The following is a 19,533-nucleotide window of genomic DNA, read 5'->3' on the forward strand; positions in this document are numbered from 1 at the left end:
CGGCCGTCCCGCTCCTATAGCGCCCCCTCTTCGATACGGCTTGGCGGAGTAGCTCAGTTGGTTAGAGCACGGGAATCATAATCCTGGGGTCGGGGGTTCAAGTCCCTCCTCCGCTACCAAAACGGTAGCGCCGCCGTATCGAACTGCTAATCGAAACCTCTCACGACAAAAAAGGGAGAGGTTCCGTGTTCAGTCACATCATGCTCGGATCGAACGACATGGCCGCATCGCGGGCGTTCTACGATGCGACGATCGGCGCGCTTGGCGGCACGCCAGGCCGCGACGATCCGTCGGGACGGGTCTTCTACATGCACGGCGGCGGGTTGTTGATCCTGACCAAGCCGATCGACGGCGAGCCCGCGTGCCATGCCAATGGCGGTACGATCGGATTCAAGGCCGATTCGCCCGAGGCTGCGGACGCCTGGCATGCCGCCGGTGTGGCGGCTGGCGGCACGCCTTGCGAAAATCCCCCCGGCATTCGCGAAGGCGCGCTCGGCAAGCTGTACCTCGCCTATCTGCGCGATCCCGCCGGCAACAAACTGTGCGCGATGCATCGCGTGCCTGCCTGATACCGCAATCCGCGCGCCGGTCTTGCTTGACGCGGCGCGCACACCATGTTGTCAGCCGGCCCGTCGCGACCCTAGACGCGGCGGGCCGACAGGACGAAAGCGACCATGACCACCCATACCACCCGCATGTTGATCCTCGGTTCGGGCCCGGCCGGCCTCTCCGCCGCCATCTATGGCGCACGTGCGGGGATGAAACCGATCCTCGTCCAGGGCATCCAGCCCGGCGGCCAGTTGATGACGACGACCGACGTCGAGAATTATCCCGGCTTTGCGGACGTCATCCAAGGCCCGTGGCTGATGGAGCAGATGCAGAAGCAGGCAGAGCATGTCGGCACGCAGTTGATGTACGACACGGTGGTCGAGGTCGACCTGACGCGCCGCCCGTTCCGGCTGATCGGCGATAGCGGGGATGTGTATGAGGGCGACGTGCTCGTCATCGCGACGGGGGCGCAGGCCAAGTGGCTCGGGCTCGACAGCGAGGACGCGCTCAAGGGCAAGGGCGTCAGCGCCTGCGCGACGTGCGACGGCTTCTTCTATCGCGGCAAGAAGGTCGCGGTGATTGGCGGCGGCAACACCGCGGTCGAGGAGGCGCTGTACCTCACCAACCATTCCCCCGACGTGACGTTGATCCACCGCCGCGATTCGCTCCGCGCCGAACGCATCCTGCAGGAGCGGCTGTTCGCGCATAAGGGCGTGACGGTGCTGTGGAACAAGGAAGTCGACCAGTTCGTCGACGGCGGCGGGACCGCGGGGCTCGTCGCGATCGACCTGATCGATACCGTGACCGGCGAGAAGTCGCGGCTCGACACCGAGGGCGGCTTCGTCGCGATCGGGCACCATCCCGCGACCGAACTGTTCCGCGGGCATTTGAAGCTCGACGACGACCATTATATCTGGACCGAGACCGGCTCCACCCGGACCAACGTTCCCGGCGTGTTTGCGTGCGGCGACGTGATGGACAAGATCTATCGCCAAGCGGTGACCGCTGCGGGGACGGGGTGTATGGCCGCGCTCGACGCCGAGAAGTTCCTCGCGGAGATGGAATTCGAAATGGCCGAGGCGGCGGAGTAGCCTGCCGCCTGCGGGGACCGGCAGGTCTCGTTTACAATGTTTCCTTCCCCGGCGAAGGCCGGGGCCCAGGAGCGAAACAAGCCATTGCGAGCGACGAGCTTCGTTACCTCGGCCGTTTCTACTGGGCCCCGGCCTTCGCCGGGGAGGCTGCTTCTATCAGCCTCAGTCTGTCCCCAGCCCTGCAATGATCTGTCGTTCCAGCCACGCTGCGTCGCTCACATTGGCAAAGCTGTGGCTGGCAGTGTCGCAGGTCATGACGGCTGCGACAGGGTCGGCGACCGCAGCCCGAAACGCGATGGCGGTGTTGTCGTGCTCGGCGAGGAGGATCATGACGCCGGGTTGGCGCGCTCGCAGGGCCTCGCGAAAGCGTTGCGCGAGCGGTTGTGGGCGCTGCGACCGGTTGCGCGACAGCTTCGACAGTCCTCTGACGAGTTTGCGCAAGCTGACGCCCCCGCGCGCCAGCCTGAGCCATTCGCGCGGGTCGCGCAGCTTCTCCGCGTAGCGCGCGCGGATCGCTGCGGCCGGGGGGAGGTCGTCGGACGGTTCGATCACCCACGGATTGGCGAGGATCAGCCGGTCGATCCCGGCAGCGTCCCCGAACAGCGCCAACGCAGTGGCGGCATCGCAATTGCCGAAGGCGGCGAGGCGTTCGATCCCCGTTTCCGCGCGGAAAGCCTTTGCGGCGGCGGCAATGTCGGGCGCGGACGACAGGAAACCGCCGTTCTCCCCGGTTGAGTCGCCGATTCCGCGACGGTCGAAGCGGAACACCGGGTGGCCCCGCGCAGCAAGCCGTTGTGCCAGTAGCGCCATGCCGCGATGCGCGCCGATCCGGATCTCGTTGCCGCCCGATACGATCAGCAGGCCGGTCTTGCCGTCCGCCTCGTCAAGCGTCGCGACCAGCGTCTCGTCCGCGCAGGGGAAGGTCATCAGCCGGCGCATGAGGCGATCCAGGCGGCAATATCCGCCGCAAGCACTTGCGCGAGCGCTGCGTCATTGTCGGGTTCCGCACGGCGCCAGAGCGGGTTTCCTGCGACATGACGATCGGCCTCGGCAGGGTCTCCGTTCAGCCGGAGCGTGCGCGTGACCGGCGCGGGCGCGGTCTCGGGCGCGGCGAGTTCGCCGAGGAAGGCGGCGGAGATCGGGTTTCCGGCGATTGGCCCGGTCGTCTCGGGCACGCGGTGGAGGTTTCCGGCCTGCTGGATGCGCCGGAGGTGGCGCAACAGGTCCGTCGTGTCCTGCGGGGCGAGGCACCAATGCGGCATCGCTGGCGGCGCTAGCAGCGCACCGCTGCGGATCGATACACAGAAGGGAAGGCGGCCAGTTGTGCGCATGACCTCGCAGACGGTGTGAAAACCGTCCTGCATGTCGCTCAGCGTGCAATCCTGCAGAGGAACGAGGCTCTCGCCTTGCCCCGGCAGATCCGGCAGCACGCTCGCGACCCCGCGGTCTGCAAGCGCCCGGCATACGCTCACCGCAAGCGCGCGGACGCGATTGGCTTCCTCGAACAGCGGCAGCGCGACCATCACGACCGGCCCGGTTTCGGGACCGAAGCGCAGCATGACCTCGCGGCCGCCGCGCCAGGCATAGTGGTCGATCAATCCGCCATCAGCGCGGCGCGTGCGCCGCAGCGAAGCGAACGAGCGCGCCGAAGGTCTCGAGCATGTCGCCGTCGACTTCGTCGTCCTCGATCAAGATGCCGAGCCGTTCCTCGATCTCGGTCAGCAGTCCCGCGACCGCCATCGAATCGAGCTCGGGGAGCGCGCCGAACAACGGGGTTTCGTCCTCGAACGCAGCGACGCGCGCTTCGGAAAGGCCCAGCACGTCGCGCAGGCAGGCACGGATGGTGGTGTCGATCTGGCCGTAATCTTCTGGAAGCACTGACAACCCCGGTTGAGGACCGTAATGGTGCGCTGCGATAGAGACTGCGCGGCGCTCTGCCAAGGGCACAGCGCGCAAAGGCTTCACACGCGGCGAGGGCGGGCTATCAGGGGCCATGATTGCGCTCGACCCGATCCCGTTCCCGATCGATACGCTGCCCCTGCGTGGTGGTGCGTCCGATGTCGCGCTGATCGACCGGGCGGGCGTGCTCGATTTTGCCGGGCTCGAACGGCTGACGGGGCAGGTGGCAGCGTGGCTTTCCGCGCAGAACCTGGCGCCGGGCGCGCGCGTCGCGAGTTGGCTGCCCAAGACTCGGCTTGCCTGCGTCCTGCCGATGGCGGCGCCGCGTGCGGGTCTGGTCCACGTACCGATCAACCCGATGCTCAAGCGCGCACAGGTCGCGCACATTCTGGGGGATAGCGGAGCGACGGTGCTCGTGTCGCAGCCGGCCCGCCTCGAGACGTTGGAAAGCGGCGATATTCCCGACGGTTGTCTGACCCTGTTCGAGTCGGCGCTCGACCCATCGATCCAGCCGCTGCCACGGTCGAACGCTTCGGGCGATACGCTCGCTGCGATCCTGTACACCTCGGGGTCGACCGGACGGCCCAAGGGGGTGATGCTCAGCCATGCGAACCTGTGGCTCGGGGCGATCAGCGTTGCGCACTATCTCAACCTGTCTGCGGCCGACCGCGTGCTTGGCGTGCTGCCCCTCAGCTTCGATTACGGGCAGAACCAGCTGTTCTCCACCTGGGCGGCGGGGGCGAGTTATGCCCCGCTCGACTATCTGACGGCGCGTGACGTGGTGAAGGCGGTCGAGCGGCTCGCGCCCACGACGCTCGCGGGTGTACCGCCGTTATGGGTCCAGCTGCTGGAGATCGAATGGCCGGAAACGGTTGCAAACCTACTCAAAAGATTGACGAACTCGGGGGGTGCATTGACCGCGCCGATCGTCACCGGATTGCGCGCCCGTTTCCCGTCCGCGGACCTGTATCCGATGTACGGACTGACCGAGGCGTTCCGATCGACCTACCTTTCGCCCGAACTGGTAGCGGACCACCCCGATTCGATCGGCCGGGCGATCCCCTTTGCCGAAGTGCTCGTCGTCCGCCCCGATGGGACCTCCGCGGAGCCCGGCGAGCCGGGCGAACTCGTTCACGCGGGGCCATTGGTGGCTCAGGGATATTGGCGTGATCTCGAACGTACCGCGATGCGGTTTCGCCCGGCACCGGCCTGGGCGAAGGGGTCCGGCATGGCAGTCTGGTCGGGGGATACGGTCGTGCGCGGGGCGGACGGACTGTTGCGGTTCGTCGGTCGCGATGATGAGATGATCAAGAGCGCGGGAAACCGGATCAGCCCGACCGAGATCGAGGAAGCCGTCGTCGCCGGTGGCGAGACCGTCGAGGCGGTCGCGCTTGGCGTCGCGGATGCGCGGCTGGGGCAGGCGATTCTCGTGATCGCGCGCGGGGACGGGACACGCGAGGCCGATCTGCGGGCACGGTTGCGGCGCGACCTGCCGAGTTTCCAGCAACCCCTGCGCTATGTCTGGCGCGCAGACCTCCCGCGCAACGCCAATGGCAAGCTCGATCGCGCGGCAATCAAGGCAGAGATGACGTCATGAAACCGATGGGGACGATCCCGGCCGACTTTGGCGCGGGCACGCCGCTGCGGATTGCCGGAGAAACCGCGGAAACCCTGGTCGCACGCGCCGGCGACACGCCCCTGTTCGTCTATGATGCGGGCATAGTATCGGCGCGGATCGCGCGCTTCCGCTCGGCCATGCCGGCGGGCATCGACCTGCATTATGCGATCAAGGCCAATCCATTCGTGGAATTGCTCGGGTTCATGGCCCCGTTGGTGGACGGGTTCGACATCGCCTCCGCTGGAGAACTCGCGCTCGCCTTGCCCCACAAACACGCCCGCACGATCAGTTTCGCAGGCCCGGGCAAGCGCGACGACGAACTGGCAGCGGCGATCGCGGCGGGAATCACGATCAATGTCGAATCCGCGGGTGAGGCACGGCGGGCGCTGGCGATCGGCGAACGCGACGGCATGACGCCCCGTCTCGCAATTCGGGTCAATCCCGACATCGAGCTGCGCGGCTCGGGGATGCGGATGGGCGGGCGCGCCTCTCCGTTCGGGATCGATGCGGACCAAGCCGCGGAGGTCGCGCGCACGGTTATCGCGGCCGGGGCGGAATGGCGCGGCTGGCATATCTTCGCGGGCTCGCAGGCGCTCGACGCTGGCGCGATCATCGAGACGCAGGCCGCGACGCTCGCGCTCGCGGACCGGTTGAGTGCGGATGTCGGCGCGCAGCCGCCGCTGGTCAACCTCGGCGGCGGCTTCGGCATCCCGTATTTCCCGGGCGAAGTGCCGGTCGACGTGGCGGCGATCGGCACCGCGCTCGGCGAACAGCTCGAAGGTCGCGACCGGGCCGGAACGCGCTACGCGATCGAACTCGGTCGCTGGCCCGTCGGCGAGGCAGGGGTCTATCTCACCCGGATCGTAGACAGGAAGGAGAGCCGCGGGGAGACGTTCCTCGTGGTCGACGGCGGCCTGCACCATCAGCTTGCAGCGACCGGGAACCTAGGCACGGTGGTCCGGCGCAACTATCCGGTCGCGATTGCGAACGCCGCTCCGGACGCACCGACCGAGACGGTCAGCGTCGTCGGCCCGCTCTGCACCCCGCTCGACCGGCTCGCGGACAAAGTAACGCTGCCGGTGGCGCAGGTCGGGGATCTGGTCGCGGTGTTCATGGCAGGCGCCTATGGGCTCACCGCCAGCCCGACCGCGTTCCTCGGCCATCCGCACCCAAGCGAAATGCTCGTCGGGCAGGGCACGCAGCCCTAACGCTATCTTCACCCATTACCCGGCATAGCGTCCCGAATACCGCGCGCTGATGGCGCTCGGCGGGAGGTGTTTATGGTGTGCGTTTCGAGGACTTCGGTCGGTTTGCTGCTTGCGGGGGTGGCCGTCGCCACGCTGGCCGGCTGTGCCGCCGGTGACCGCCCGGCGCTGCCGCAGGCCTCGTTCGTCGCCTCGCAGGACAAGCCGAGCGAGGAATATATCATCGGCCCGCTCGACCAGCTCAACATCTTCGTGTGGCGCAACCCGGAGCTGTCGACCAAGGTCCAGGTCCGTCCCGACGGCCGCATCACCACGCCGCTGATCAACGACATGCCCGCAGTCGGCAAGACGCCGCGGATGCTCGCGGACGACATGAAGATTTCGCTTGGCGAATATATCAAGGACCCGATCGTCTCGGTGATCGTCGAGAATTTCGCGGGCACGTTCAGCCAGCAGATCCGCATCGTCGGCGCGACCGAGAAGCCCGCGTCGATCCCGTATCGCGCGAACATGACGTTGCTCGACGCGATGATCTCGGTTGGGGGCCTGAGCCAATATGCCGCGGGCAACCGCGCGCGGCTGGTGCGCTACGATCGCGCCACGGGCAAGCAAGTGGAATATGCGCTGAAACTGTCCCGGTTGCTCAAGGACGGGGACAGTCGAGCGAACGTCCGGCTCGAACCGGGCGACGTGATCATCATCCCCGAGAGCATGTTCTGAGGGCGCGGCGACGATGAACGGGCTTTTCGACGAAATCCGGCTGATGCTCTACGCGATCTGGCTGCGACGCTGGATCGCGCTTGGGGTGGCGTGGGGGGTGGCGCTGCTCGGCTGGCTGGCCGTGGCGCAGATCCACAATAACTATGAATCGCGCGCGCGCGTCTTCGTCCAGATGCAGACCGTGCTGCCGAGCGCGGTCGGTATCACCGCGGCGGACCAGCAGAAGGACGTCGACACGATCCGCCAGACGCTGACCTCGGCGAGCAGTCTCGAAAAGGTCGTCCGCGGAACCGATCTCGCCGCCACCGTCCGGACCGATCGCGATCTCGCGGAACGGGTGGCAGGCTTGCAAAAGGCGATCAAGATCACCGCGCAGCAGGACAATCTGTTCGAGATCGTCGCGACCGGCGCGAGCCCCAAGGTCACGCGGCAGGTGGTGCAGAAGCTGATCGACCTGTTCGTCGAACAGAACCTGTCGGGCGACCGCGACGAGACCAGCCAGAGCCTCACCTTCCTCGATGCGCAACTGGCGCAGCGGCAAAAGCAACTCTCCGATGCGGATGCCAAGCGCACCGATTTCCAGAACCGCTATCTCGGCAGCCTGCCGGGGACGGGGTCGCTGACCGACCGCATGGGCGCGGCACGCTCCGCGATGGCGCAGGTCGAGAGCGATCTCGCGGCGGCGCAATCGGGGCTCGCGGCGATGAACGGGCAGATGGCAGGAACCCCCGCCACCATCGCTGGCGTCGCCGGCACCGTCAGCGTCGGCCCGGCGCGCGCGCGGCTGAGCGCGATCCAGGGCCAGCTCGCGGATGCGCGCGCGAAGGGCGATACCGAGAACCATCCCGACGTCATCGCGCTCAAGGGGCAGCTTGCCGCCGCACAGGCGGCGGCGCGGGGCGAACCGCTGGTCGGTGGCGGCGGTGTCGCAGCGGCGTCCAACCCCGCCTATCTGTCGATACGATCGATCCAGGCGGAGAAGCAGGCACAGGTTGCGGCGCTCAGCGCCCGTCGCGCGCAACTCCAGTCCGATCTCGACTCGATCACCGCGAAACTGTCGGGTGATCCGGCGGTCGCCGCCGAACAATCGCAGATCGAAAACGACTATCAGGTCTTGAAGGATTCCTACGCCAAGCTGCTGTCGGACCGCGAGGCGATCAAACTGCGCGGGCAGGCACAGTCGCAGACCGATTCGATCAAGTTCAGCGTGATCGATCCGCCTTCCGCGCGGCGTGTCCCCGCATCGCCCAACCGCCCGTTGCTGCTGAGCGGTGTGCTCGTCGCGGCGATCGGCGCCGGCATAGCGGCGGCGTTCGCGCTCGGCCAGCTCAAGACGACCTTCCCGACCGCGGCGCGGCTGGAAAAGGTCGCCGGGATGCCCGTGATCGGCGCAATCGGGCAAATGCGCAGCGACGCCGAGATCTCCACCGCGCGGCGGATGGTGCTGTATTTTGGCGGCGGGGTCGCGGCGCTTGGCGTGGCCTGGGTCGGGCTGCTCGGGGTCGAGATGCTTCAGCGGGGATTTGCGGCATGATCGATCCATCGTCTCGCAAGCCGCTCGCGTCGCTGCTGGAACGTGCGGCCGCGCTTTACGATCTGGATGCGCATCGTCGCGTGCGCACGAGCGGAACCGGCGCTTCGACCGGGATTACGAACGCGGAACCGGCGTCCGCCGCCCCCTCACGCATGCGCGCAGCTTCGGTTTCGGGGCCGGTCGCCAGCATCGACCGTGCATTGCTGGCGGAGCATGGGTTGCTCGTGCCCGGCGCACCGATCGGTCCGCTGGCGGAGGAATTCCGGCTGGTGAAGCGCCATCTGCTCGCGACCGCCCGCAGCCCGCGCGCGGAAAGCCAAGCCTTCGCGCGTACGATCCTCGTCACGTCCGCCAACCCGGATGACGGCAAGACCTATTGCGCGCTCAATCTCGCCATCTCGCTTGCGGCGGAACGCGACGTCGAGGTGTTGCTGATCGACGCCGATTTCGCCAAGCCGGACGTTATGAAGCGCGTGGGACTGGCCGAGGGACCGGGGCTGCTCGATGCGCTCGCCGATCCGACGATCGACCCAGAAGGCTGCATCGTCCGGACCGACATCGCGCAGCTCAGCCTGTTGCCGTGCGGGACCAAGAGCCACGCCGACACCGAGCTCGTCGCGAGCGCGCGGACCGAACAGGTGCTCGCGGCGTTGCTGGCGGCGGATCCGCGCCGGATCGTGATCTTCGATTCGCCGCCGGTCCTCGCAGCGTCTCCGGCAGCGCTGATCGCGGGGCGCGTCGGGCAGGTGGTGCTGGTGGTCCGCGCGGATCGCACCGGCGAGTCCGACCTGCGCGACGCGGTCGCGCTGCTGGATGATTGCGAGCAGGTGCAGCTGTTGCTCAACGCGGTCGCCTATGCCCCGGGCGGTCGTCGCTATGGCAGCTATTATGCGCAGCAGGACGACGCCTGATGCGGCGGCGCGTGTGGCCGGGGCTGGTCGTGACGCTCGGGCTTTTCGCGGTGCCTGGCGAAGCGGCACCGCGCGACAAGGCTTTGGCACCGTATATCGAGATCGGTCAGGCCGTCACCGCGGACCTCAACACTGACGACGTGCTGACCTATTCGACGGTTGCCGCCGGGGTGGAGGCATCGGTCCACAACCGCCGTGCGCAGGCGCAGGTCAGCTATCGCTACGAACATCGGATTTCCTGGGACAAGCGAGTCGGCGACGCGGACGTCCACAGCGGGCTCGCGCGCGGTACGATCACGCTCGCGCGCGGGGTGAGCCTGGAGGGCGGCGCGATCGCAACGCGCGTGCGGTCGGACATTCGCGGGGCGGCACCGGGCAACCTCGTCGGCAACGTCGACAATATCAGCCAGGTCTATTCCGCCTATGTCGGCCCGACGCTCGCGCGGCATGTCGGCCCGGTCGGCGTGACGGCAAGCTATCGCTATGGCTATACCAAGGCCGAGGCCCCGGGCACGACCGGCGTCGCGGCGGGCAGCATGCCGCTCGACGTGTTCGGAACGTCGCAGAGCCACGTCGTCAACGCGAGCGCCGCGGTGAAGCCCGGGGCGGTGCTGCCGGTCGGGATCACTTTGTCCGGCGCGTATGAGCGCGATAGCGCCTCGCAGCTCGACCAGAAATACGAACAGTCCCTCGGCCGCGCGGATGCCACCCTGCCGGTCAGCGGAACCGTCGCGCTCACCGCCGGGGCGGGATATGAGAAGATCACCGTCACGCAGAAGGACCCGCTGCGCGACGGCAATGGCGTGCCGGTCGTCGACGGTCGCGGACGCTACGTCACCGATCCCGCCGCCGCGCCCCGGATCGCCTATCGCACGGACGGGCTGATCTACGATGGCGGCGTGCTCTGGCGCCCCAGCCCGCGCACGCAACTGCAGGGGCGGGTCGGGTGGCGCTATGGCGGGATGACCTATTCGGGTTCGTTCAGCTATGCCGCGAGCAGTGCTGTCGGCGTCCAGGTCGCGGTGTACGACAGTTTCGACACGTTCGGGCGCCAGTTGCGTCAGGGCCTCGCGGGTCTGCCGACGAGCTTCGTCGACCAGCGCGATGCGTTCGGGCAGCAGTTCAGCGGCTGCACGTTTGGCGCGGCGAGTGGCGCGGCGGGCGGGTTGGCGGGCGGGGCGACAAGTGGTGCGGCGGGCGGATGCCTCAACGGCGTGTTCCAGTCGATCTCGACCGCCGCCTACCGTGCCCGCGGTGTGGATGCGGTGCTGTCGGCGCGGCGCGGCGCACTGAACGTCGGGATCGGCGGCGGATATGCCACGCGGCGCTTCGCGGCGCCCGAGGCCGGCGGCTTCAGCATCGACGGGGTGACCGACGAAAGCTTCTACGCGCAGGTCTTTGCGGGTGCGCCGATCGATCGCAATTCGGGCGTCAACGGCAACGTCTTCGCCAATTATTACGAAAGCGGGATTACCGCCGCGCCAGGCGTGTTTAGCACCGGCGCGACCGGGCTCTATTATCACAATTTCGGCCGGATCGCCGCGCAGGCATCGGCCGGTCTTTATTCGTTCAACCAGAAGGGTATCGACGATCAGCTGTCCGCACAGGCGCAGCTCGGGATGCGGTATCACTTCTGAAACGCCCGGGCGTGTAGGGTTCCGGCGAGGATGGTGCAATGTACGACGATCATTACGGACTGACCGGTCGCCCTTTCCAGCTGACGCCGGACCCGCGTTTCTGGTTCGAGACCGCGACGCATCGCAAGGCGATGGCGTATCTCGGGTACGGCCTGTCGCAGGGCGAGGGGTTCATCGTCATCACCGGGGACGTCGGCGCGGGAAAGACGACGCTGGTCGGGCATCTGATGGCAACGATCGACCCGGCGCGCCTGCATGTCATCAAGATCGTCTCGACGCAGATCGAAGCGGAAGACCTGCTGCGGATGGTCGCGGGCGGGCTTGAGCTCGACGCGGAGGGGCTGAGCAAGGCGCAGTTGCTCGTCGCGATCGAGCGCGGGCTGCATGCGATCGCGCGAACCGGCCGGCGCACGCTGCTGATCGTCGACGAGGCGCAGGCGTTGCCGGTCGGCAGCCTGGAAGAGCTGCGGATGCTGTCCAACTTCCAGACCGGCGGGCATGCGCTGGTGCAGATCTTCCTGCTCGGCCAGCCCGAATTCCGCACCCGGCTGCACGGGTCGGACCGACTCGAGCAACTGCGCCAGCGCGTGATCGCGGTGCATCATCTCGATCCGATGGAGCCAGAGGAAGTCGAACCCTATCTCCAGCATCGCCTCGCGGTGGTCGGGTCGGCGGGGCGTCCCGGCTTTACCCGGGAGGCCTATGCCGCGCTCTACGCGGCGTCCGACGGCGTGCCGCGGCGCCTCAACCAGCTGGCGGGACGTGTATTGCTGTTCGGCGCGCTCGAAGCGCTCGACACGATCGATCTCGAGGCGGTCGGAGCGGTGATCGCGGACATCGCGGGCGACATGCCCGGGAAAGCGACGGCACGCGAAACACCGGCCGTTTCGGGGCGTCTCCCGGACCCGAAACCACTGCCGATCTTCCACGTTCCAGCACCGAGCGAAGCGTTGCCGATCCGCTTCTCCGCCGCCTCGGTCGAGGGGGAGGTTGCACAACCGGAACCGCCTGCGCCGACCGCAGCCACGCTTCCGGCCGATGCCGCGCTTATCGCCCGGATCGAGTCGCTTGAGGCACGGATCGAGGAACAGGATGTCGCGCTGCGCCGCGTCCTGACACTGCTGGTCGACTGGGCGGAGACCGCGCACGGTCCCATCAGCGCCATCCAGCACAACGGGAAGTGAGCCGGATGCGTCATGCCATGTCAGTCGATGTCGAGGACTGGTTCCAGGTCGGCGCGTTCGAGACCGTCATCGCCAAGGCCGATTGGGCGAGCCTGGCGCCGCGGGTCGAGCGCAACACCGACGCGGTGCTCGCGCTGTTCGCCGAGAGCGGGGTCAAGGCGACGTTCTTCACGCTCGGCTGGGTCGCCGCGCGCTATCCCGCGGTGATCCGCCGGATCGTCGAACAGGGGCACGAGCTGGCGAGCCACGGCTGGGACCATGACCGCGTCTTCACGATGACACCCGATCAATTCCGTGCGGACATCGCGCGCGCGCGGGGCACGCTGGAGGATGTGGGCGGGGTGGCGATCACCGGCTATCGCGCGCCCAGCTTCTCGATCGACGCGCGGACCCCGTGGGCGCATGGCGTGCTGGCGGAGGAGGGCTACGCCTATTCGTCGAGCATCGCGCCGCTCCAACACGACCATTATGGCTGGCCCGAAGCACCGCGCTACGCCTTTCGTCCGCTCGCCGGGTCGCCGCTGGTCGAGGTGCCGGTGACGGTCGCAACCTTCGGCAACCGCCGCATGGCGACGGGGGGCGGATTCTTCCGGCTGTTCCCGGCCGCGCTGACCGACTTCGCGGTCCGGCAGGTCGATGCCGAGGCGCAACCGGCGGTCTTCTACTTCCATCCGTGGGAGATCGACCCCGGCCAGCCGCGGGTCGGCAACGCGCCGTTCAAGTCGAAGCTGCGGCATTACAGCCGGCTCGGCGCGATGGCGGGAAAGCTGCGGGGGTTGATCGGACGGCATGACTGGGGCCGGATGGATGCGATCGTCGCCCAGCTCGGTCCCGTGCCGGTCGGGATGTCCGCGGCGTGACCTTGCCGTTGCTCGCGACGCCGGTTGCGATCCGCGTGGCGGATCTGCGCAACGCGCAGGATCATGCCGGCATCGACGCGTTCGTGCGGGCGCATCCGCAAGCGACGCCGTTCCATCTCCCCGCGTGGAGCATCGGCGTCGCGCAGGGCTGCGGCCAGACCAGCCACACGCTGATCGCCGAACGTGCCGACGGGACGCTGACGGGGATCCTTCCGCTGACCGAGGTGCGCTCGCCGCTGTTCGGCAAGGCGCTGGTGTCGAACGGCTTTGCCGTCGGGGGCGGTATCCTGACGGAAGAGGACGCGGCGGTCGGCCCGCTGGCGGACGCTGCAATCGCGCTGGCGGCGCGGCTCGGCTGCCCGACGCTCGAACTGCGCGGCGGCGCGGTTCCAGCCGGGGAATGGTCGGTCGACACGACGACCTATCTCGGGTTCTCGAAGCCGATCCCGCAAGGCGACACCGATCTCCTCGCAGCGATCCCGCGCAAGCAACGCGCCGAAGTCCGCAAGGCGCTGGACGGGGATCTGACGGTAACGATCGGTCGTGGGACGGAGGACCGCCGTGCGCATTATGCGGTCTACGCCGAATCGGTACGCAACCTCGGGACTCCGGTGTTTCCCGCCAGGCTGTTCCGTTCGATCCTCGAACAATTCGGGGCGGACGCCGATATCCTGACGGTGCGGTCGGACGGGCTTGCGGTCTCTAGCGTGCTGAGCCTGTACTTGAATGGCACGGTCTATCCCTATTGGGGCGGCGGAACGCAGGCGGCACGCGGGCTCCGCGCGAACGACCGCATGTATCACGCGCTGATGGCGCATGCGCGCGCGCGCGGCTGCACGCGGTTCGACTTCGGGCGGTCGAAGGCGGGGACGGGGCCTGCCGCTTTCAAGAAAAACTGGGGGTTCGAGGGGCTTGCGCTGACATATGCCAAGCATGCGGCCACGGGGTGTGAACCGCGCGAGATCAACCCGCTCGACCCGCGCTACGCGCGCAAGGTCGAGATGTGGAAGAAGCTGCCATTGTGGCTCGCCAACATCGTCGGACCGCAGATTTCGCGCGGGCTGGGGTGATGGGGGATATCCTGTTTCTCGGGCATCGCTTGCCCTATCCGCCCAATCGCGGCGACAAGATCCGCGGCTATCATATCGTACAATATCTGTCGGCACGCGCGCGGGTCCATCTCGTCGCCTTCGCGGATGACCGGCGCGACCTCGATCCCTCCGCCAAGCCCGAGGCGATGGCCGGAAGCCGGTCGGTCGTTTGGCGCGGCAAGTCGCAGGCGCGCGCGGCGATCGAGGCGCTGTTGTCGGGCAAGCCGGTTTCACAGACCGCGTTCGACGATGCCGCGATCCGCGCCGCGGTGACGGACGTGCTCGCGCGGCATCCGATCGACACGATCTACGTCTTCTCGAGCCAGATGGCGCAGTATCTCCCGCGAAACCCGCGACAGCGCGTCGTGATGGATTTCGTCGACATGGATTCGGCGAAATTCGATGCCTACGCCGACACCGCTCGCTGGCCGATGCGATGGCTGATGCGGCGGGAAGCACGCTTGCTATTGCGGCATGACGCCGCCGTCGCGCGCACGGCGGCAGCGAGCCTGTTCGTCAGCGAGGCCGAGGCTGCACTATTCCGCACGAAGACCGGCCTGCGACACGTCCACGCGATCGAGAACGGCATCGATACACGCCTGTTCGATCCCGTCGCGTCGTTCGTTCCAGCCGATCTGCCGCCGCACACGATCGTGTTTACCGGACAGATGGATTACCGCCCCAATATCGAAGCGGTGCTCTGGTTTGCAAACGAGATCCTGCCGCTGATCCGCGCACGCCACCCCGACGCTGGCTTCGCGATCGTCGGCCGTGCGCCGACCGAGGCAGTGGTCGCATTGGCCGACCAGCCGGGCGTGACGGTGACGGGCGAGGTGCCCGACGTGCGCGGCTGGATCGCCGTGGCTGCGGTGATCGTCGCGCCGCTGAAACTCGCGCGCGGGGTGCAGAACAAGGTGCTCGAGGCGATGGCGATGGCACGTCCCGTCGTCGCCTCGGTCGCGGCGGCGGAGGGGATCGATCACGCGGGGGCGATCCGCGTCGGCGCGGATGGCCCGGCGATAGCGGCAGCGGTGATCGCCCTGCTCGACGATCGCAGCGCGGCGGACCGGCTTGGCCTCGCCGCGCGCGCGCAGGTCGAGGCGCGGTATAGCTGGGAAGCGCGACTCGCGCCGCTCGACGCGTTGATGGGGCTGGACCTGGGGCCAGGACGCGCGCCCGCGAAACGCCCCGTCGCCGTCTGACATGGCGACCCCCTTCCTCGCTGCGGGGCCGACCCGGCGCGCGCGGTCGATGCCCGTCGGGGCATGGCAGCGGCACGGCGGCATCCTTGGCGCGGTCGCGCTCGTGCTGGTCGCAATGTTCTGGTCCGACGTCGCCACGCTCGCGCATATCTGGTGGACGAGCACGACCTTCGGCCATTGCCTGTTCATCGGGCCGGTGCTGGTCTGGCTGGTGTGGCAACGCCGCGTGGAACTCGCGCATATCCGCCCGGTCGCCTGGAGCCCGGGGCTGGCGCTGGTCGCGCTCGGCGGGTTCGGCTGGCTGCTGGGCGATGCGGGGAGCGTCGCGCTGGCGCGGCATTTCGGGCTCGTACTGATGCTGCAAGGTGCGGTGGTCACGCTACTCGGGCCGAACGTGGCACGTGCGCTGCTGTTTCCGCTCGGCTATGCGCTGTTCCTGGTGCCGTTCGGGGAGGGGCTCGAGGGGCCGCTCCAGACCGTCACGATCGCGCTGACGATGCCGCTGCTCCATCTGTTCGGAGTGCCGGCAACCGTGGACGGCGTGCTGATCACCATCCCCAACGGCACGTTCGAGGTTGCCGAGGCGTGTTCGGGCGCGAAATTCGTCATCGCGATGCTCGCCTACGGCACGCTCGTCGCCAACGTCTGTTTCGTGTCGTGGCGGCGGCGCGCGGGGTTCTTGGTGGCGGCGCTGGTCGTCCCCGTGCTCGCCAACGGCGTCCGCGCGTTCGGGACGATCTACGCCGCTTACTGGACGTCGGTCGCGCGGGCGACGGGGTTCGACCATATCGTCTATGGCTGGCTGTTCTTCGGGGTGGTGATGGCGGCGGTGCTTGCGCTGGGGTGGCGCTGGTTCGATCGCGCGCCCGATGCACCGATGGTCGATCCGACAACGCTCCAGCGCCCACCGCGCAGGCAGATCGATCTCGCGATCGCCGCCGCGCTGACGCTCGCGACGGCGGCGGCCTTTCCGGCCTGGGCGGCGGCGATCGCGGGGCGGGCGCAAGCGCTGCCGGATCGGATCGCGCTGCCGGCGGTGCCGGGCTGGCACCGTGTCCCATCGAGCACGCGCGCGACCTGGTCTCCCACCTATCCCGGCGCTGACCATATCCTGCAGGGGCGGTATGCCGATGCGGGGGGCGAGTCCGTCGACCTTGCGATCGCGGTCTATGGCAGCCAGCGGGAGGGCAAGGAGATCGTCGGGTTCGGCGTGGGGCCGCTGCGCGAGGATGACGTCTGGATCCGCGTCGAGGACCTGCCCGATCTGGCCGGTGGCGCGGTGATGCGAGTCCTCGCGCGGCGGGCAGTCGAACGCGAGATCGTGACATGGTACCGCGTTGGTGACACGGTGACTCATGCGGGTAATGTGGTGAAAATAGAGACGGTAAAGGCGCGGTTGTTCGGCGGGCCGCAGCGTGCTGTGGCGGTGCATCTGTCAGCGGAACGGCTGGCTGGCGCTGACCCGCGCGCGGCAATGGCGCGCTTCCTCGCCGCGCTCGGGCCGATCGACGTGCTCGCCGACCGTAGCGCGGGGATGACGCGCTGATGTGCGGGATTGCCGGGCTTTATTATCCATCGACCCCCAAGCCGGTCGATCCTGCCCGCATCCGCGCGATGGCGGATGTCCAGGCGCATCGCGGACCGGACGGGTCGGGGGTGTGGACCGCGCCGGGGGTAGGCCTTGGGCATCGACGGTTGTCGATCATCGACGTCGCCGGATCGCCGCAACCGATGGCGAGCGCGGATGGTACGCTGACGATCACCTATAACGGCGAAATATACAATTTCGCTACGTTGCGCGCCGAACTGGAGACGCTCGGTGCCCGGTTCGTGACCGCTGGCGATACCGAGGTGCTGCTCCACGCCTGGGAAGCCTGGGGCCCGGCGATGCTGCCGCGGCTCAACGGCATGTTCGCCTTCGCGCTTCACGATGCGCGTCGGCAATGCCTCTTTCTCGCGCGGGACCGGCTTGGCGTGAAGCCGCTGCATTATGTCACGCTTGCGGATGGCGCGCTGGCGTTTGCGTCCGAACTCAAGGGTTTACTGGCGCATCCTCTGCTCCGGCGGCAACCCGACATTCGCGCGGTCGAGGATTATCTCGCCTTTGGCTACGTGCCCGATGATGCGTGCCTGGTCGCAGGCGTGCAGAAGCTCGCTGCCGGGCACGCGATGCTGGTCGAACGCGGGCGTCCCGTCCCGCTGCCGCAACGCTGGTGGGATGTCGACTTCTCGCGCCGCGCTAGCGGCTCCGCACGCGATCTTGCGGCGGAGCTGCAAGGATTGCTGCGCGAGGCGGTGACGTCGCGGATGATCTCGGACGTTCCGTTGGGCGCGTTCCTGTCGGGCGGGGTCGACAGTTCGGCCGTGGTCGCCTTGATGTCCGAAGCGTCGCGGGGCGCGGTGCGGACGTGTACGATCGGGTTCGATGCGGCGGGGCTCGACGAACGCCGCTATGCCACCACGATTTCGCAGCGCTTCGCCACGGCCCACCGGGAACGCGTGGTTGCTGCGGACGATTTCGCGCTCATCGACACGCTGACCGAAGCGTTCGACGAACCCTTTGCCGATGCGTCCGCGCTGGCGACCTACCGGGTGTGCGAACTGGCGCGCGAGGATGTCACCGTCGCGCTGTCGGGCGATGGCGCGGACGAGGCGTTTGCCGGATATCGCCGCTACAAGTTCCAGGCGACGGAGGAACGCGTGCGCGGTCTGCTCCCGCCGGACCTGCGGCAAAGCGTGTTCGGGACGCTGGGCCGCTATTACCCGAAGGCCGACTGGGCACCGCGCCCGTTGCGCGCGAAGACGACGCTGCTCGCGCTGGCCGAGGATGGCGCGGAGGCCTATGCGCGCTCGGTCGGCGTCACGACGCCCGCCTTGCGCGCGGCGCTGTTCAGCGATGCCGCAAGACACGCGCTGGACGGCTATCGTGCCGAGGAACGCTACGTCCGCACCATGCGCGACGCGCCCGCACGCGATGCACTCGACCGGGCGCAATATGCCGATATCCAGCACTGGCTTCCGGGCGACATCCTGACAAAGGCGGATCGCACCAGCATGGCGGTCGGACTCGAGGCGCGCGAGCCGCTGCTCGATTACCGGCTGGTAGAATTCGCCGCTACCTTGCCAGTGGGAATGCGGCTGCGCGGCGGGCAGGGGAAGTGGCTGATGAAGAAAGCGCTCGAGCGGTATCTGCCCAAGGACATCCTGTACCGGCCGAAAATGGGGTTCGTCACCCCGATCAGCGCGTGGTTCCGCGGGCCGTTGGCCGACGAGGCGGCGGGGCTGGCGCGCTCCCGCGTGCTGGGCGCGACCGGATGGTTTGACCCCAGGACGATCGCGCGGATCGCCGAGGATCACCGCGCCGGGACCGCCGAGCATGGGCGCACCTTGTGGCAATTGGTGATGCTCGAACGGTCGATGGCGCGGTTGTTCGGGTAGGCCAGGTCCGGGTCGGTTGGTCTGGCCTTCCTCGTGGAAGCTAAACGTTACGCGAACACTGCGATCGCCGCATGCAACGTCAGCGCGACCAGCGCCAGCGAGGCACCGAGGAACAAGGCGAAACGGACCGACACCTTGTTGATGGTCGCCTGCCACACGCTGTGCGCAATCCGCAGCACGACATAGGCCCAGGCGATCCACGCGTTCATGCCGTCGCCCGTGCCCGTCAGCGCGATGACCGTGCAGACCGCATAGAAGATCGTCGGCTGTTCCATCAGGTGATTGTGGTTGTGCGCGATCCACTGGACCTTCGGCGGCAATCGTCCGTCGGCATCGGCCGCCTTGGCGCCGACCAGCGTCCCGAGATCGATCCCGGACGCCTGCATCGCAGGTAAACGTGTCACCAGCATCCAGAGCAGCATCGCCAAGGTCCAGGCGATCAGCGCAACCATCGGCTTCAGAATTTCACTGTGCATCATTTGCTCCCCCGTCCCGACGCTGGCGCATCGGGTTCCAGAAAGCAACGGGGCGACGATGCGTGGCCGTCCGTCTCCCGTCCGCTATGAGGCCGGACGGGGGATCAACCCTGTCCGG

General features: G+C 67.8%; 18 protein-coding genes and 1 tRNA gene. 15 read left to right on the top strand and 4 right to left on the bottom strand.

Features of this window, described 5'->3' with window-relative positions:
• Positions 1–42: 42 nt before the first annotated feature.
• The 3 genes from RH91_RS14705 to trxB all read left to right on the top strand — a co-directional run bounded on the left by RH91_RS14705 (position 43) and on the right by trxB (position 1,640).
• Positions 43–119: transfer RNA gene (locus RH91_RS14705), tRNA-Met, on the top strand.
• Positions 120–185: 66 nt separating this feature from the next.
• On the top strand, positions 186–569 hold the full coding sequence (locus tag RH91_RS14710) for a VOC family protein (RefSeq protein ID WP_029623898.1): 384 nt from the start codon (positions 186–188) through the stop codon (positions 567–569).
• A gap of 105 nt (positions 570–674) precedes the next feature.
• Positions 675–1,640 (top strand): thioredoxin-disulfide reductase, encoded by a 966-nt coding sequence (gene trxB, locus RH91_RS14715; RefSeq protein WP_010163651.1) that lies wholly within the window; start codon positions 675–677, stop codon positions 1,638–1,640.
• Positions 1,641–1,802: 162 nt separating this feature from the next.
• On the opposite strand, the gene RH91_RS14720 is transcribed toward trxB, so the two are convergent.
• From RH91_RS14720 to RH91_RS14730, 3 genes are read right to left on the bottom strand one after another with little or no spacing between them, the layout of a single operon-like run.
• On the bottom strand, positions 1,803–2,579 hold the full coding sequence (locus tag RH91_RS14720; protein WP_010163652.1) for a hydrolase 1, exosortase A system-associated: 777 nt from the start codon (positions 2,577–2,579) through the stop codon (positions 1,803–1,805).
• Positions 2,567–3,238 carry a hypothetical protein gene (locus RH91_RS14725; protein ID WP_010163653.1) on the bottom strand — a complete coding sequence of 224 codons (672 nt, stop codon included), beginning with the start codon at positions 3,236–3,238 and terminating at the stop codon, positions 2,567–2,569. The genes RH91_RS14720 and RH91_RS14725 overlap by 13 nt, the downstream gene beginning before the upstream one ends.
• Before the next feature lie 7 nt (positions 3,239–3,245).
• Positions 3,246–3,518 carry an acyl carrier protein gene (locus RH91_RS14730; RefSeq protein ID WP_010163654.1) on the bottom strand — a complete coding sequence of 91 codons (273 nt, stop codon included), beginning with the start codon at positions 3,516–3,518 and terminating at the stop codon, positions 3,246–3,248.
• A gap of 115 nt (positions 3,519–3,633) precedes the next feature.
• Here RH91_RS14730 and RH91_RS14735 point away from each other — a divergent pair, with 115 nt between their 5' ends.
• From RH91_RS14735 to RH91_RS14790, 12 genes are all read left to right on the top strand, one after another.
• Entirely contained in the window at positions 3,634–5,136 is a 1,503-nt protein-coding gene (locus RH91_RS14735) for an AMP-binding protein (protein WP_010163655.1), read from the top strand.
• On the top strand, positions 5,133–6,365 hold the full coding sequence (locus tag RH91_RS14740; protein ID WP_010163656.1) for a pyridoxal-dependent decarboxylase, exosortase A system-associated: 1,233 nt from the start codon (positions 5,133–5,135) through the stop codon (positions 6,363–6,365). The genes RH91_RS14735 and RH91_RS14740 overlap by 4 nt, the downstream gene beginning before the upstream one ends.
• Before the next feature lie 66 nt (positions 6,366–6,431).
• Entirely contained in the window at positions 6,432–7,082 is a 651-nt protein-coding gene (locus RH91_RS14745) for an XrtA/PEP-CTERM system exopolysaccharide export protein (RefSeq protein ID WP_198283268.1), read from the top strand.
• A gap of 13 nt (positions 7,083–7,095) precedes the next feature.
• Complete coding sequence (locus RH91_RS14750) at positions 7,096–8,616, top strand: XrtA system polysaccharide chain length determinant (RefSeq protein ID WP_010163659.1); 1,521 nt, start codon at positions 7,096–7,098, stop codon at positions 8,614–8,616.
• The gene (locus RH91_RS14755; RefSeq protein ID WP_010163660.1) at positions 8,613–9,527 is read left to right on the top strand and encodes an AAA family ATPase; all 915 of its coding nucleotides are present in this window, start codon (positions 8,613–8,615) and stop codon (positions 9,525–9,527) included. Before RH91_RS14750 ends, RH91_RS14755 begins: the two co-directional genes overlap by 4 nt.
• A complete protein-coding gene (locus RH91_RS14760; protein ID WP_010163662.1) occupies positions 9,527–11,164 on the top strand; it encodes a hypothetical protein in 1,638 nt (545 codons plus the stop codon). The genes RH91_RS14755 and RH91_RS14760 overlap by 1 nt, the downstream gene beginning before the upstream one ends.
• 38 nt (positions 11,165–11,202) lie before the next feature.
• Positions 11,203–12,348 (top strand): ExeA family protein, encoded by a 1,146-nt coding sequence (locus RH91_RS14765; protein ID WP_010163663.1) that lies wholly within the window; start codon positions 11,203–11,205, stop codon positions 12,346–12,348.
• Between the two features lie 5 nt (positions 12,349–12,353).
• Positions 12,354–13,208: an XrtA system polysaccharide deacetylase gene (locus RH91_RS14770; RefSeq protein ID WP_010163664.1), complete on the top strand. Its 855-nt coding sequence runs from the start codon at positions 12,354–12,356 to the stop codon at positions 13,206–13,208.
• The gene (locus tag RH91_RS14775; RefSeq protein ID WP_010163665.1) at positions 13,205–14,278 is read left to right on the top strand and encodes a FemAB family XrtA/PEP-CTERM system-associated protein; all 1,074 of its coding nucleotides are present in this window, start codon (positions 13,205–13,207) and stop codon (positions 14,276–14,278) included. The genes RH91_RS14770 and RH91_RS14775 overlap by 4 nt, the downstream gene beginning before the upstream one ends.
• Entirely contained in the window at positions 14,278–15,501 is a 1,224-nt protein-coding gene (locus RH91_RS14780) for a TIGR03087 family PEP-CTERM/XrtA system glycosyltransferase (protein ID WP_010163666.1), read from the top strand. The genes RH91_RS14775 and RH91_RS14780 overlap by 1 nt, the downstream gene beginning before the upstream one ends.
• Position 15,502: 1 nt before the next feature.
• Complete coding sequence (gene xrtA, locus RH91_RS14785) at positions 15,503–17,047, top strand: exosortase A (RefSeq protein ID WP_010163667.1); 1,545 nt, start codon at positions 15,503–15,505, stop codon at positions 17,045–17,047.
• Positions 17,047–18,939, top strand: coding sequence for an XrtA/PEP-CTERM system amidotransferase (locus RH91_RS14790; RefSeq protein ID WP_010163668.1), 1,893 nt, complete (start codon positions 17,047–17,049; stop codon positions 18,937–18,939). The genes xrtA and RH91_RS14790 overlap by 1 nt, the downstream gene beginning before the upstream one ends.
• Positions 18,940–18,986: 47 nt before the next feature.
• Here RH91_RS14790 and RH91_RS14795 read toward each other — a convergent pair whose 3' ends face one another.
• A complete protein-coding gene (locus RH91_RS14795; protein WP_029623900.1) occupies positions 18,987–19,415 on the bottom strand; it encodes an MAPEG family protein in 429 nt (142 codons plus the stop codon).
• Positions 19,416–19,533 lie beyond the last annotated feature (118 nt).

Origin of the sequence: Sphingomonas sp. PAMC 26617 (assembly GCF_000242835.1) — a bacterium.
Taxonomy (GTDB): domain Bacteria; phylum Pseudomonadota; class Alphaproteobacteria; order Sphingomonadales; family Sphingomonadaceae; genus Sphingomonas.

Excerpts from the sequence above, each read along its gene's own strand:
- trxB (WP_010163651.1), top strand. The coding sequence starts at position 675 with ATGACCACCCATACCACCCGCATGTTGATCCTCGGTTCGGGCCCGGCC.
- RH91_RS14720 (WP_010163652.1), bottom strand. The coding sequence starts at position 2,579 with ATGCGCCGGCTGATGACCTTCCCCTGCGCGGACGAGACGCTGGTCGCG.
- RH91_RS14735 (WP_010163655.1), top strand. The coding sequence starts at position 3,634 with ATGATTGCGCTCGACCCGATCCCGTTCCCGATCGATACGCTGCCCCTG.
- RH91_RS14740 (WP_010163656.1), top strand. The coding sequence starts at position 5,133 with ATGAAACCGATGGGGACGATCCCGGCCGACTTTGGCGCGGGCACGCCG.
- RH91_RS14750 (WP_010163659.1), top strand. The coding sequence starts at position 7,096 with ATGAACGGGCTTTTCGACGAAATCCGGCTGATGCTCTACGCGATCTGG.
- RH91_RS14755 (WP_010163660.1), top strand. The coding sequence starts at position 8,613 with ATGATCGATCCATCGTCTCGCAAGCCGCTCGCGTCGCTGCTGGAACGT.
- RH91_RS14760 (WP_010163662.1), top strand. The coding sequence starts at position 9,527 with ATGCGGCGGCGCGTGTGGCCGGGGCTGGTCGTGACGCTCGGGCTTTTC.
- RH91_RS14765 (WP_010163663.1), top strand. The coding sequence starts at position 11,203 with ATGTACGACGATCATTACGGACTGACCGGTCGCCCTTTCCAGCTGACG.
- RH91_RS14770 (WP_010163664.1), top strand. The coding sequence starts at position 12,354 with ATGCGTCATGCCATGTCAGTCGATGTCGAGGACTGGTTCCAGGTCGGC.
- RH91_RS14780 (WP_010163666.1), top strand. The coding sequence starts at position 14,278 with ATGGGGGATATCCTGTTTCTCGGGCATCGCTTGCCCTATCCGCCCAAT.
- xrtA (WP_010163667.1), top strand. The coding sequence starts at position 15,503 with ATGGCGACCCCCTTCCTCGCTGCGGGGCCGACCCGGCGCGCGCGGTCG.
- RH91_RS14790 (WP_010163668.1), top strand. The coding sequence starts at position 17,047 with ATGTGCGGGATTGCCGGGCTTTATTATCCATCGACCCCCAAGCCGGTC.
- RH91_RS14795 (WP_029623900.1), bottom strand. The coding sequence starts at position 19,415 with ATGCACAGTGAAATTCTGAAGCCGATGGTTGCGCTGATCGCCTGGACC.